Annotated in this window: 14 protein-coding genes; 6 read left to right on the top strand and 8 right to left on the bottom strand. The window is 72.7% G+C overall.

From position 1 onward, the window contains the following. Positions 1–87 precede the first annotated feature (87 nt). The 4 genes from OG570_RS15690 to OG570_RS15675 all read right to left on the bottom strand — a co-directional run bounded on the left by OG570_RS15690 (position 88) and on the right by OG570_RS15675 (position 3,267). Positions 88–1,581: a serine/threonine-protein kinase gene (locus tag OG570_RS15690; RefSeq protein WP_326957221.1), complete on the bottom strand. Its 1,494-nt coding sequence runs from the start codon at positions 1,579–1,581 to the stop codon at positions 88–90. A 67-nt stretch (positions 1,582–1,648) separates the two neighbouring features. Next, entirely contained in the window at positions 1,649–1,855 is a 207-nt protein-coding gene (locus OG570_RS15685) for a cold-shock protein (RefSeq protein WP_247058582.1), read from the bottom strand. 111 nt (positions 1,856–1,966) lie between these two features. Continuing rightward, a complete protein-coding gene (locus OG570_RS15680; protein WP_326944736.1) occupies positions 1,967–2,590 on the bottom strand; it encodes an AIM24 family protein in 624 nt (207 codons plus the stop codon). Further along, a complete protein-coding gene (locus OG570_RS15675) occupies positions 2,590–3,267 on the bottom strand; it encodes a TIGR00266 family protein (RefSeq protein ID WP_247058586.1) in 678 nt (225 codons plus the stop codon). Before OG570_RS15675 ends, OG570_RS15680 begins: the two co-directional genes overlap by 1 nt. A 73-nt stretch (positions 3,268–3,340) precedes the next feature. Here OG570_RS15675 and moeA point away from each other — a divergent pair, with 73 nt between their 5' ends. Further along, positions 3,341–4,534, top strand: a complete 1,194-nt coding sequence (gene moeA, locus OG570_RS15670) for a molybdopterin molybdotransferase MoeA (protein WP_326944737.1) — start codon at positions 3,341–3,343, stop codon at positions 4,532–4,534. Here moeA and OG570_RS15665 read toward each other — a convergent pair. Beyond that, positions 4,488–5,741, bottom strand: a complete 1,254-nt coding sequence (locus tag OG570_RS15665; protein ID WP_326957219.1) for an MFS transporter — start codon at positions 5,739–5,741, stop codon at positions 4,488–4,490. The genes moeA and OG570_RS15665 overlap by 47 nt on opposite strands. Next, positions 5,738–6,298 (bottom strand): ArsR/SmtB family transcription factor, encoded by a 561-nt coding sequence (locus tag OG570_RS15660; RefSeq protein ID WP_326957217.1) that lies wholly within the window; start codon positions 6,296–6,298, stop codon positions 5,738–5,740. The genes OG570_RS15665 and OG570_RS15660 overlap by 4 nt, the downstream gene beginning before the upstream one ends. 72 nt (positions 6,299–6,370) lie before the next feature. Between OG570_RS15660 and OG570_RS15655 the strand changes: the two genes are divergently transcribed. Beyond that, a complete protein-coding gene (locus tag OG570_RS15655) occupies positions 6,371–6,655 on the top strand; it encodes a GlsB/YeaQ/YmgE family stress response membrane protein (RefSeq protein ID WP_326944740.1) in 285 nt (94 codons plus the stop codon). 39 nt (positions 6,656–6,694) lie between these two features. Here OG570_RS15655 and OG570_RS15650 read toward each other — a convergent pair whose 3' ends face one another. After that, complete coding sequence (locus OG570_RS15650; RefSeq protein WP_247058594.1) at positions 6,695–6,919, bottom strand: hypothetical protein; 225 nt, start codon at positions 6,917–6,919, stop codon at positions 6,695–6,697. Between the two features lie 257 nt (positions 6,920–7,176). On the opposite strand from OG570_RS15650, the gene OG570_RS15645 reads away from it, so the two are divergent. Together OG570_RS15645 and pssA are read left to right on the top strand one after the other, a co-directional pair. Continuing rightward, a complete protein-coding gene (locus OG570_RS15645; protein ID WP_247058595.1) occupies positions 7,177–7,908 on the top strand; it encodes a phosphatidylserine decarboxylase in 732 nt (243 codons plus the stop codon). A gap of 3 nt (positions 7,909–7,911) precedes the next feature. Beyond that, entirely contained in the window at positions 7,912–8,886 is a 975-nt protein-coding gene (pssA, locus tag OG570_RS15640) for a CDP-diacylglycerol--serine O-phosphatidyltransferase (RefSeq protein WP_326957214.1), read from the top strand. Positions 8,887–9,088: 202 nt separating this feature from the next. Here pssA and OG570_RS15635 read toward each other — a convergent pair whose 3' ends face one another. Continuing rightward, positions 9,089–9,718 (bottom strand): TetR/AcrR family transcriptional regulator, encoded by a 630-nt coding sequence (locus OG570_RS15635; protein WP_326957212.1) that lies wholly within the window; start codon positions 9,716–9,718, stop codon positions 9,089–9,091. A 15-nt stretch (positions 9,719–9,733) separates the two neighbouring features. On the opposite strand from OG570_RS15635, the gene OG570_RS15630 reads away from it, so the two are divergent. Beyond that, entirely contained in the window at positions 9,734–10,357 is a 624-nt protein-coding gene (locus tag OG570_RS15630) for a nitroreductase family protein (protein WP_326957210.1), read from the top strand. Positions 10,358–10,362: 5 nt separating this feature from the next. After that, complete coding sequence (locus OG570_RS15625; RefSeq protein WP_326957208.1) at positions 10,363–12,630, top strand: AAA family ATPase; 2,268 nt, start codon at positions 10,363–10,365, stop codon at positions 12,628–12,630. Positions 12,631–12,670: the final 40 nt, after the last annotated feature.

The raw sequence follows: 12,670 nt of genomic DNA, 5'->3' as shown, positions 1-12,670 counted from the left end.
CTGGCACTCAACGGCGTCGAGTGCCAAGTCCGTGTTTAGCACTCTCGGGGGGAGAGTGCAAGAAGACCTGCTCAGGGCCGCACGATTTCAGGAGCTCGGCTTGATGGAGATCGACGACGGGGGCGCGTTGAGCGAGGACGTCGGGTTGCCCTGGGAGTCGCCCGGGCCGACCGGGATGTTCGGCGCGGTGGTCTGGCTGCCGCCGCCGCTGTCGCCGCCGGTGAACAGGATGATCGCCGTCACGATGACGCCGATCACCACGACCGCGCCGAGCACGATCCAGATCCACTTGGCGTTGCCGCTCTTGGCCTGGTGGAACGCGCCCGCTCCGCCCGCGGGCATCGGCGGGCGCAGGCGCATCGGGTCGCCGGGTGGGCCGTAGCCGGGCGGCGGGCCCTGCGGGGGCATGCCCTGCTGCTGGTAGCCGTAGGGGCCCTGCGGCGGCATCCCCTGCGGCGGGCCCTGCTGGGGGTAGCCGTAGCCGGGGGGCGGGCCCTGCGGCGGGCCACCAAGGCCGCCGGGGCCGCCAGGACCACCGGGGCCCTGCGGTCCGGGCTGCTGCCCGTAACCGGGCTGCTGCTGTCCTCCGTACGGGTGCACGGGGGCCCCCTCTCCCTGCTGCGGTGCCGTGGTCTGGTGCGGTCCCTGTTGTACCTGACCAGGACGCTGCGGCGCGGGGATTCCACCCGGATTGGTCCCCGGGGACCCGGGCGGCCCGGGCGGGGTGTCCGACGCCGCCTGGGCACCGAGCGCGCGACGGGCGGCCGCGACCATCTCGACGCAGCTGGCGTAGCGGTCGGCCGGGCTCTTCGCCATGCCCTTGCGGATGACCTCGTCGATCGCCGGGGGCAGCGCGACGGCGCGGGAGATGGCGGGCGGCTCGCCGTTGAGGTGGCCCTTGATCACCGTCGGCACGTCGCCCTTGAACGGCGGGCTGCCGGTGAGGCAGGCGTAGAGGACGCACGTGAGCGCGTACTGGTCGGTGCGCCCGTCCAGCGGCTCGCCGCGCAGGTGCTCCGGCGCCGCGTACGTGGGCGAGCCGAGGAAGTCGCCGCCACGGGTGCGGTGGCCGGTCGCGCCGCGGCGCGTCAGCCCGAAGTCGGCGACGTACACGTGCTCGCGCGAGGTCTCCTTCTTCGTCACGAGCACGTTGGCCGGCTTGACGTCCAGGTGGACCAGACCACGGTTGTGCAGGGTGTCGAGCGCGTCCGCGACCTGGTCGAGCATGGTCAACGTGCGCGCGGGCGCGATCGGGCCGCCCGCGATCAGGCCGGCCAGGTCACCGCCGTCGACCATGCGCATGGCGATGTAGAGCATCCCGTCGAGCTCGCCGAAGTCGTACAGCGGCACGACGTTGGCGTGGTCGATCGCGGACGTGTTGCGCGCCTCGTCGACGAACCGCTCGCGGAACTCGGCGTCGGTCCCGAGGTGGTCGCCGATGACCTTCAGCGCCACTTTCCGGCCCAGGCGCACGTCGGTGGCCTTGTAGGTCACGCTCATGCCGCCCTTGCCGAGCACTCCGTCGATGCGGTAGTTGCCCAGCCGGCGACCGGTGAGGTCCCCCGACACATCGCCTGTCACGCCCGGCAGCCTAACGCCCCTGGTTCGGCGGCTGCCGGGGGTTGGCCCAACAGGTCAACAGCGGTGGTTACGACACCTTCCGCACGTCGGCCGCCTGGCTTCTGCCGTCCCGGCCGGACTGCACTTCGAACTCGACCCGATCGCCTTCGTCCAAAGTGCGGAATCCGTCAGCCTGAATGGCGGAATAGTGCACGAAGACGTCCGGTCCTTCGGTCGATTCGATGAAACCGTAGCCCTTTTCCGAGTTGAACCATTTGACGGTGCCGACAGTCACGGCGCCTCCCTCAGCACACAAGGATCCGCTGGCCCAGCGTGGGCCAGCGGCGCGAGTGACAATCACGCTACCGGAATTATTCCCCTCGGCAATGGGCAATTCGTCTGAAGATCACGCACCGGAAAGGCGCCGGTTGCGCGCGTGCACGAGCACCGTCCCGGGACCCGCGAAGTCGACCGCCAGTCCTTCCCCGGTGCGCACCGACTGCGGGCCGCCGGGGTCGAGCGCGCGCAGCCGGCACTGCACGGTGTCGGGGTAGGCCAGCAGGTAGTCCGGCCGGACGGTGACCAGCTCGCCCTGGGCGAGCTCGAACGCGTCCACCGGCCCGGGCGCGGCCAGCACGAGCGGCCCGGTTCCGCTGTAGTGCTCGAGGAACCCCGCGTCGGCGCCGAAGAGCTGCTGCAACGGCGTCCAGCCGGGGTCGTGGCGGACGGCCGAGGGCCGCACCAGCACGGCTTCGCGGTGCACGGACCAGCCCGTGCCGGCGCGCAGCTCCAGCGGGTAGACGTCGCCGGGGCGCAGCGGCGCGAAGTCGATCCAGCCACCGTCGGACGGCGCCGTGTACACGGCCATCGTCGCCTTGCCCACGCGGACGCCGCCGCGCCCCGCCGCCGTCTCGGTGACGCCGAAGCGGCTGGCGAGCAGCGTTTCCGGCACGGCCTGCACGGCCTCGCCCGGGTCGAGCAGCACGCGGGCGACGCCGAAGCCCGGCGTGTGCCGGGTCTGGACGCGCATCAGCGGGACGGGACGTGCGAGATGATCCAGCTGATCAGCGCGGACGGGTTGCGCGTCTGCGTCATGATCTGGCCGGGGCCGACGAAGTCGAAGACGAGGCCTTCACCGCTCTTCATGGACTGGATGATGCCGGTCGCGACCTTCCGGATCTGGTACTGCACGGTGTCGGCGTAGGCGACGACGTGCCCGGTGTCGACGGTGACCATCTCACCCGGCTGCAGGGTCATGGTCTCGACCGCGCCGTAACAGCTGACGAGCAGCTCGCCCTGGCCGGTCGCGTGCGTCAGGAAGCCGCCTTCGCCGCCCATCAGGTTCTTCATCCCGCCCCACTTGGTCTCGGTCTGCACGCCGTGCGACGACGCGAGCCAGCAGCCGCGGGTGACGGCCCAGCCGGTGCGGCCGTCGAGCGTGATCGTCTGGATGTCGCCGGGCAGGTTGGCCGCGACGTCGACCCAGCCGCCGTTCTGCGGCGCGGTGAAGGTGGAGATGAAGAAGGACTCACCGGAGAGGAAGGCGCGGCCGAGGCCCTTCATGATGCCGCCCTGCGCCTGGGACTGGACCTGCACGCCGTAGCTGGTGGCCATCATCGCGCCGGACTCCACCTGGCACGGTTCCCCCGGCGCCAGCATCAGCCGGGCGACGGCGAAAGAGGGCTGGTTGCGGACTCGGACCTGCATGCGTTCTCCCCTAAGCGTGCTCTCAGACGACGCAGAGTCTTGCACGGCACCCCGCAGGGGGGAGGATGGTCCGGTGATCTCCGTCGACGACTACCGGGAGCGGATCACCGCGCTCCTGGGCACCGCTCCCGCGACCGTCCTCCCGCTCGCCGACGCGGCCGGCCTCGTGCTGGCCGAGGACGTGCCGGCGAGGGTTTCCCTGCCACCGTTCGACAACTCCGCGATGGACGGCTACGCGGTCCGCGCCGCCGACGTCACGTCGGTGCCGGTGACGCTGCCGGTCGCCGACGACATCCCGGCGGGCCGGGTCGACGTCGGCACCCTCGAGCCGGGCACCGCGCACCGGATCATGACCGGCGCGCCGCTGCCGCCGGGCGCGGACGCCGTCGTGATGGTGGAGGACACCGACGGCGGCACGGAGACCGTGACGATCACCGCCGAGGCCCGCGAAGGCGCGCACATCCGGCGGCTCGGGGAGGACGTCGTCGCCGGGAGCCTCGCGCTGGCCGCCGGGACCGTGCTGGGGCACTCGCACCTGGGGCTGGCCGCCGCGGTCGGGCTGGCCGAGGTGCGCGTGCACCGGCCGCCGCGGGTGCTCGTCGCCTCCACCGGCACCGAGCTGGTCGACGCGCCGGCGCCGCTGCGCCACGGCCAGATCTACGAGTCCAACAGCGTCATGCTGGCGGCGGCGATCCGCGAGCTCGGCTGCGAGGTCGAGGTGGTCCGCAGCGTCGTCGACGACGTCGAGGAGTTCCGCAAGGTCATCGAGCCGCGGCTGGCCGACGCCGACCTGCTGGTCACCTCCGGCGGCGTCAGCGCCGGCGCGTACGAAGTGGTGAAGGACGCGCTCACCGGGCAGGGCGTCGAGTTCCAGAAGGTCGCGATGCAGCCGGGCGGGCCGCAGGGCAACGGGCGCTGGCACGGCGTGCCGGTCGTGACGCTGCCCGGCAACCCGGTGAGCGTGCTGGTTTCGTTCGAGGCGTTCCTGCGCCCCGCGCTGCTGGCCGCGCTCGGCCACACCGACGTCTTCCGGCGGCGGGTGCGGGCCCGGCTCACCGAGGCCATGAGCTCGCCGCCCGGGCGCCGCCAGTACCGCCGCGGCGTGTTCACGCTGTCGGAGCGGGAGGTCACCGGGGTCGTCGGCCCGCACGGCGGCCCGGGGTCGCACCTGCTGGCCGCGTTCACCCAGGCCAACTGCCTGATCGTGCTGCCGGAGGACGTCAGCTCGGCTGCGGTTGGCGACGAGGTGGACGTCCTGCTGCTGTGACCGGGAAGTCGCGCAGCCTCCGGAACGGCGCGAGGATCGGGAGCGCGGCGACCAGCACGACGGACGCCACCCACAGCGTCTCGCGGACGCCGATCACCTCGCCGAGCACCCCGCCGAGGACCCCGGCCAGCGGGATCGTCCCGTAGGCGGCGAGCGAGGCGCTCGAAGTGATCCGGCCGAACAGCTCCGGCGGGCAGTACCCCTGCCGGAACGTCGTGGTGAGCACGTTCGACGCGACGACGCCCGCGCAGACGCCGAACACGCCGAGGACGAACAGCGACAGCCGCCAGCCCGGTCCGCTCAGCGGCCCGAGCACCATCATCGGCGCCGCGGCCACCTCGCACAGCAGGAACGCGCGGGCGGTGCCGAAGCGCGCGCCGAGCCGTCCGGCCAGCGCCGCACCGAGGACCCCGCCCAGCCCGGCCAGGGCCAGGACCAGGCCGACCAGGCCGGGGCCGGCGCCCAGGGTGCGGGACAGGAAGACGATCTGGATGGAGCTGTAGCCGGTCAGCGCGAGGTTGGACACCGCACCGAACACCATCAGCGAGCGCAGGTACCGGTCACCGGCGACGAACCGCAGGCCCACGGCGATCTGGCTGCGCAACGGCGTGCGCTCGACCGGGACGACCGCCTCGCGGACGCGGATCGCCCGCACGCACAGCACGGAGACGCCGAAGCTGACGGCGTCGGCCAGCACCCCGCTGACCGGGCCGAACGCCTGCGCCAGCACCCCGGCCAGGCCGGGGCCGCCGACCTGCGTCGCGGATTCGCTGCCCTGCAGCTTGGCGTTGGCTTCCAGCAGGTCCTCGCGGCCGACCAGTGCCGGAAGGTAAGCCCGGTAGGCGAGGGTGAAGAACACCTTCGCGACGCCGCCGAGCAGCGCGGCCACCAGCAGGTACGACATGGTCAGCGCGCCGAACGCGGCGGCGAGCGGGACGCTGCCGAACACCGCCATGGACACCGTGTTGCAGGCCAGCATCACCGGCCGCTTCGGCAGCCGGTCCACCCACGCGCCGGCGGGCAGGCCGATCACCAGCCACGGCAGCCAGGCCACCGCCGTCAGCAGCGCGACCTGGAACGTGGACGCCCCCAGCGTGATCACCGCGACCAGCGGCAACGCCGTGCTCGCGACCATGCTGCCGAGCATGCTGGTGGTCTCGCCGGTCCACAGCAGCCGGAAGTCGCGGTTCCCCCAGAGCCCCTTCACGGCTTGCCCAGCGAAACCCGCGCGGCGAAAAAGACGGGACGGCGCTCGACGCCGTCACCCGGTTCGGTGCGGCTCTCGAACTCGGTCAGCAGCAGCAGGACCCGCTCGTTCAGCTCTTCGAGGTCCGCGACCGACAGCCGCATCCACGTGTCGGTGCTGAACGCCGAGCCGCGCCACGGCTCCGGGTAGGTCTCGCGGTTCGCGATCCACTCGCGCGCGATCGCCGTCTGGTGGTCGAGGGTCAGCACCTCGGCGGCCTCCGCGATCGGGTCGCCCGGGAAGTCCTCGGCCGCCCACCGGATGGTCTTCACCGTGCGCTTCCACCAGCGTTCCCGCTGGTCACGGGCCAGTTCAGGCGCCTCCTCGACCAGCTTGGCCGCGGCCAGCACCTTCATGTGGTGGCTGATGTTGCCGACCGCCTGGTCGGTCTTGCCCGCCAGCATCGACGCCGTGGCCGGGCCGTCCAGGTGGAGCAGTTCCATCAGCCGCCGCCGCAACGGGTGCGACACCGCCGCCAGCACCTTCGAATCCCGGATGTTCCGGACCTCATCGCTCATGACGCACAAGAGTAGTTGTACAAGAGTTATTGTGCAATATCTCTTGTACAACTGTTCCCGTAAGCTCCCGGCATGGGTTTCGTCGCATGGGTCATCTTCGGCGCGCTCGTCGGCTGGGCGGCCAACCTGGTCGTCGGCGGCCGGGACCGGCGCCGGCAGGGTTGCCTGGTCAGCGTGCTGGTGGGCGTGGTCGGCGCGGCCCTCGGCGGGCTGATCTACCGGCTCGCGACCGGCCAGGCGAAGTCGTTCGACTTCGACTTCCCCAGCTTCGGCGTGGCCATCCTGGGCGCCGTCGTGCTGCTGGCGATCCTGCGGCTCGTCAGCGGGATCGGCCGGCGTTCGGGCGATCGTTCGTAACAGTTGCCGGACGAACCGTGGTCAACACGGCGTCCGCCACTAAAGTGTGTCCTTCGGTGCTTCTTTCAGGCCCTGATTCCGCGGCCGGGTGCATGCGCCGTCGGGGGGTGCATGCACCCGGCTTCGTCTCAGCGCTTCGATGACGACGTCCACCGCGTGGTCCGGGTCGACGAGCGACGGCATCGGCACCTCGGTGATGTCCCGGCGCCACGCGCCGAGCAGCTCCGTGAGCTGAGCATCGGCGGCTTCGCGGCGGTCGGTCATCGGTCCTCACAGGTCTGGCGGGGATGCGCGCGGCAGCGCCCCGAACGGCGTCAACTACCCAGAGTTATCGCAGACTTCGACCTTGCGTTACCGCGAAGCCGGCACTCCCACCCGTGCCGGGGACACCCTCACGGAGGAGCCCGGCGGTACCGGACCAGACCCCTACCAGGGGCAGCGGTAGCGTGGTGGCGCCCGTACGCGGCCGCCGGAACCCCGGCGTCACCCGCCCTCACGACACGAAACCAGGGGACCCGACCATGAGCGGCAACCGGCCGGAATCCGCCGGCAATCCCGTCGCCCACGCCCTCCAGCTCGCCCGCGAGACGCTGCCGCCGATGCACCCGGCCGGTCGCCCGTTCGTGGCGGGCGGCGCGGTCGCGACACTGGTCGCCCGCCGGTTCTCCAAGCGCCTGGGCGTCCTCGGCGCGCTGACGACCGTGGCGATGGCCGCGTTCTTCCGCGAGCCGAAGCGGGTCCCGCCGCCGCGCGACGGCGTCGCGCTGGCCTCGGCCGACGGTCTCGTCTCCCTGATCGAGGAAGCCGTCCCGCCCGCCGAGCTCGGCCTGCCCGCCGAGCCGCGGCTGCGCGTGTCGGTGTTCCTCTCGGTGTTCGACGTGCACGTCCAGCGCGTGCCGGCGAACGGCGTGATCGAGCGCGTCGCCTACCGGCCGGGCAAGTTCCTCTCCGCGGACCTGGACAAGGCGAGCGAGGACAACGAACGCAACTCCGTGCTGATGCGCACCGAAGACGGCCACGAGCTCGTCGTCGTGCAGATCGCCGGGCTGGTCGCGCGCCGCATCCTCTGCGAGATCCGCGAGGGCGACAAGGTCGGCGCCGCCGCGACGTACGGCATCATCCGCTTCGGCTCCCGGGTCGACCTCTACCTCCCGCCGGGTTCGCGGGTGCTGGTCGCGAAGGGCCAGCGCACGGTCGGCGGCGAGACGGTGATCGCGGAACTCCCTGCGGCTGTGTCCGATTCGAAGGGCTGACCCATGGTCCGCGTGACCACGACGACCCCCGGCGTGCGGCTGCTGCCGAACGCCATCACCGTGCTGGCGCTCTGCGCCGGCCTGTCGGCGGTGCAGTTCGCGCTGACGAAGAACTACTCGATGGCGATCGCGTCCATCGGCATCGCCGCGGTGCTCGACAGCCTGGACGGCCGGATCGCCCGCCTGCTCGACGCGACGTCGAAGATGGGCGCGGAGCTGGACTCGCTGTCCGACGGCATCTCGTTCGGCGTCGCGCCGGCGCTGGTCATCTACGTGTGGCAGGCCGGCGCCGACCGGATCGGCTGGGTGGCGTCGCTGATCTTCGCCGTCTGCATGATCCTGCGGCTGGCCCGGTTCAACACGCTGCTGGACGACACCGAGCAGCCGCCGTACTCGAGCGAGTTCTTCGTCGGCGTCCCGGCGCCCGCGGGCGGCCTGCTCGCGATGCTGCCGCTGGTCGCCTGGCTGCAGTGGGGCGGGGGCTGGTGGTCGTCGCAGTGGGTCGTGTGGGCTTGGACGATCGCCATCGCGGCCCTGCTGATCAGCCGCATCCCGACGCTGTCACTGAAGACGGTCAAGGCCCCGGCGAAGGCGATCGCCCCGCTGCTGATCGGCGTCGCCCTGCTGGCGGCGGCGATCATCCAGTTCCCGCTGGTCGCGCTGCTCGTCGCGATGGTGCTGTACCTGGCGCACATCCCGTACTCGGTCTACCGCAGCCGCTGGCTGGCCGCGCACCCCGAGGCCTGGACGGTCCCGCCGCGCGAGCGCCGGGCGATCCGCCGCGCACGGTCCCAGCGCCGCCTCGGCCTGCGTCCCCCGCTGCGCAGGCGCGTAGCGGGAGCCGCGATGCGCGCGGTCCGCCTCCCCCGCAACGGCGAGTACGTCCGCACCCCCCGAGGCCCCCGCGAAAACGGCGCCACCAACGGCGACGGCCAGCGCCGCCGCTCCTGGCGCCAGATCGGCCTACGCCGCAAGTAGCCGTGTCGACCCCCCAATCACGCGAGCCGACCCTCCAATCACGCGAGCCGACCCTCCAATCACGCGAGTCGACCCTCCAGGCACGCGAGCCGACCCTCCAGGCACGCGAGCCGACCCTCCGGGCACGCGATCGCGTGTGATTGAGCAGCCAACACGCGTGATCAGAGGGTCGACACGTGTGACTGAGGGGGCGACACGCGGTCTAGCTCGCAGAGCCGAGGCCGCCGATCAGCAGGTTCAGCTGGTACTCGAAGTCCTGGACGCAGTCGCCGGACTCCAGGGCCGGCAGGACCCGGTGCAGGCTCGGCAGCTCCGATGGTGTCGCCATCCGGCGGAAGTACGCGCCCACTGGTTCCGCCCGCTCGGCCTTAGCCGCAACACCGCCGGCGGTGCCCGTCAGGACCGAGCCGAACAGCATTCCCAGCAGCGATCGGTACGCCCGGGCCGTCGCTTCCTCCGACAGGCCCGCGTCGAGCAGCGCGTGCAGCAGCGCGTCGATGACGCGCAGCGCCCCGGCCGAGCGCGGGTTCGCGTCCTGCGCCGCCAGCGCCCGGACGACGACCGGGTGCCGCGCGAAGCTCGCGTACAGCCCGTCGGCCAGCAGCCGGACCCGCGACTCCCACGGCAGCGCCGGATCCGGCACGTCCACTTCCTCGAAGACCCGCGCGGTGAGCCCGTCGAGCAGGTCGCCCTTGTTCGAGACGTGGTTGTAGAGCGACATCGCCTCGACGCCCACCGCGGCCGCGACCTTGCGCATCGACAGCGCCGCCAGCCCCTGCTCGTCGGCCAGCCGCAGCGCCGCGTCAAGTACTTTCCCACGGTTCAGACTCACACTTACAGTGTAAGTATGGACGCCGAAACCGTGCTCACCACCACCCGATCCGTGCGCCGCAAGCTGGACCTCGACCGCGACGTGCCCCAGGACGTCCTCGACGGCTGCCTGGAGATCGCCCAGCAGGCCCCCGCCGCGGGCAGCATGGCCGCGCAGTTCCGCTGGCTGCTCGTGCGGGACGCGAAGACCAAGGCCGAGATCGCCGCCTACACCCGCGAAACCGCCGAGACGGCGTGGGCGAAGTACGGCCACCTCGTCGAGGAACGCGCCCTCACGTCGGCACGGCACCTCGTCCGGAACCTCGAACGGGTGCCCGTGCTGGCGATCCCCTGCATGATCGGCCGCCCGCCGGCCGACGCGTTCACCCAGTCCGCGTACTTCGGCTCGGCCTACCCGGCGATCTGGAGCTTCCAGCTGGCGCTGCGCGCCCGCGGCCTCGGCAGCTCGATCTGCGGCTACCACCTGCAGGACCACGAGGCCGCCGTCGCCGCCCTGCTCGGCATCCCGGACGGCGTCACGCAGATCAGCCTGCTCGCCGTCGCGTACACGACCCAGCGCGACTTCCGCCCGGCGGCGCGACCGGCGGTCCGGGACATCACCTACTTCGACGCGTGGGAGCGCTCCGCATCGCTAGGGTGAACGGCGTGAGCCACCCCCAGATCACGCTGACCGTCCGGCACACGCCGTCCGCGCTGGACACCCGCCGCGGCGTCGTCCGGCTGCACCCCGAAGTGCTCGACGCGCTGGGCCTGCGGGCCTGGGACGCGGTGCACCTGACCGGCGCCCGCGTCAGCGCCGCGCTCGCGGCGCCGGCCGACGAGACCGGCGTGCCGGGGGTGCTGCTCACCGACGACGTCACGATGTCGAACCTCGGCGTCACCGAAGGCGCCGAGGTCGTCGTCGCGCCCGCCGACGTGTCGGCCGCGCGGACGGTGACGGTCGCAGGGTCACGGCTGGCCAGCTCGTCGGTCAGCCCGCACATGCTGCGGCTGGCGCTGATCGGCAAGGTCCTGACCATCGGCGACGCGGTTTCCCTGCTGCCGCAGGACCTCGCACCGCAGCCGGGGTCGGACCCGGCCGGCCTGCGCGGCCAGCTCTCGCGGGCCATCGGCGCGACCTGGACGAACGAGCTGCTGACCGTCACGGCGACCGAGCCCGCCGGCACTGTCGCGGTTGGACCGTCCACTGTGGTCGTCTGGCGCGACGGCGCCCGGCCCGCCGCCGAACCCGCCGCGCCGCGGACGGCGACCGCGCTCGTCCGCACCACCGCCGTCACCGCGGCCGAGGAGTGGATCGACGCCGAAATCGTCGAAGACGAGATCGAGGCCGAGGAGCTCACCGAGCCGGCCGTGGCGGTGGCCGACCTGATCGGTGGCGAAGCGGCCGCGCGCAAGCTGTCCGAGTGGTTCGACCTGGCCTTCCACCGGCCTGAGCTGCTCGCGAAGCTGGGCGCGCCGGCCCACCTCGGCGTGCTGCTGTCCGGCCCGGAGGGCGTCGGCAAGGCGACGCTCGTGCGGTCGGTGGCGCAGGCCGAGAACGTCAAGGTCGTGCCGGTGGCCGCGCCCAACCTCGCGGTGCTGGACCCGAACGTCGCGGTGGCGCGGCTGCGCGAGGCGATCCGCGCCGCGTCCGGCCCGACCGTGCTGCTGATCACCGACGTCGACGCGCTGCTGCCCGCGACCACACCGCCGCCGGTGGCCACGGTCGTGCTGGAGGAGCTGCGCGCGGCCCTGCGCCGCGACCGCCTCGCCGTGGTCGCGACGACGGCCCGCGCCGAGTCGGCCGACCCGCGGCTGCGGGCCGCGGACCTGCTGGACCGCGAGCTGGGCCTGGCCCTGCCGGACGCGAAGACCCGCCGTGAGCTGCTGAACGTCCTGCTCCGCGACGTCCCGCTGGAGCCGGGCATCGACTGCGGCGCGCTCGCCGAGCGGACGCCGGGGTTCGTCGCGGCGGACCTCATCGCGCTGCGGCGGGACGCGGCACTGCGGGCCGCGCTGCGCCAGCGGGAAGAGGACGAGCCGCGCGTGTCGCAGCAGGACCTGGTGGACGCGCTGGCGACCGTCCGGCCGGTCTCGATGTCCACTTCGGACAACCTGGCCACCGGCGGGCTGACACTGGACGACGTCGGGAACATGGTCGACGTCAAGCAGTCCCTCACCGAGGCCGTGCTGTGGCCGCTGCGGTACCCGGACTCGTTCGCCCGGCTCGGCGTCGAACCGCCGCGCGGCGTGCTGCTCTACGGGCCGCCCGGTGGCGGCAAGACGTTCCTGGTGCGGGCGCTGGCCGGCACCGGCGCGCTCAACGTGTTCGCCGTCAAGGGCGCCGAGCTGATGGACAAGTGGGTCGGCGAGTCGGAGCGCGCGGTGCGGGAGCTGTTCCGCCGCGCCGCCGAGGCCGCGCCGTCGCTGATCTTCCTGGACGAGATCGACGCGCTGGCCCCGCGCCGCGGCCAGTCGTCGGACTCCGGCGTCGCCGACCGCGTGGTCGCGGCGCTGCTGACCGAGCTCGACGGCGTCGAGCCGATGCGCGAGGTCGTCGTCCTCGGCGCGACGAACCGGCCCGAGCTGGTCGACCCGGCGCTGCTGCGGCCGGGCCGGCTGGAGCGCCGCGTCTACGTGCCGCCGCCGGACGCCGAGGCCCGCACGGCGATCCTGACCGCGACCTCGAAGAACACCCCGCTGGCCTCCGATGTGGACCTGGCCGCGGTGGCGTCCACTCTGGACGGTTACTCGGCGGCCGACTGCGCGGCGCTGATCCGCGAAGCGGCGCTGACGGCGATGCGCGAGTCGCTGGAAGCCCACGAAGTCACCGCGGCCCACCTCGAAACGGCCCGCAAGACGGTCCGGCCGAGCCTGGACCCGGGCCAGCTCGCGGCCCTGGAGGCCTACGCCCACGCCCAGGCCGGCGACTGAAACGCGCGAAGGGGCGCCACCCGCGGGTGGCGCCCCTTCG

It is taken from the genome of Amycolatopsis sp. NBC_01286 (genome assembly GCF_035982555.1).
In the GTDB taxonomy this organism is placed as follows: Bacteria; Actinomycetota; Actinomycetes; order Mycobacteriales; family Pseudonocardiaceae; genus Amycolatopsis.
Note: the sequence above shows the minus strand (reverse complement) of the source record. Positions and strands in the feature narration are given on the sequence as shown.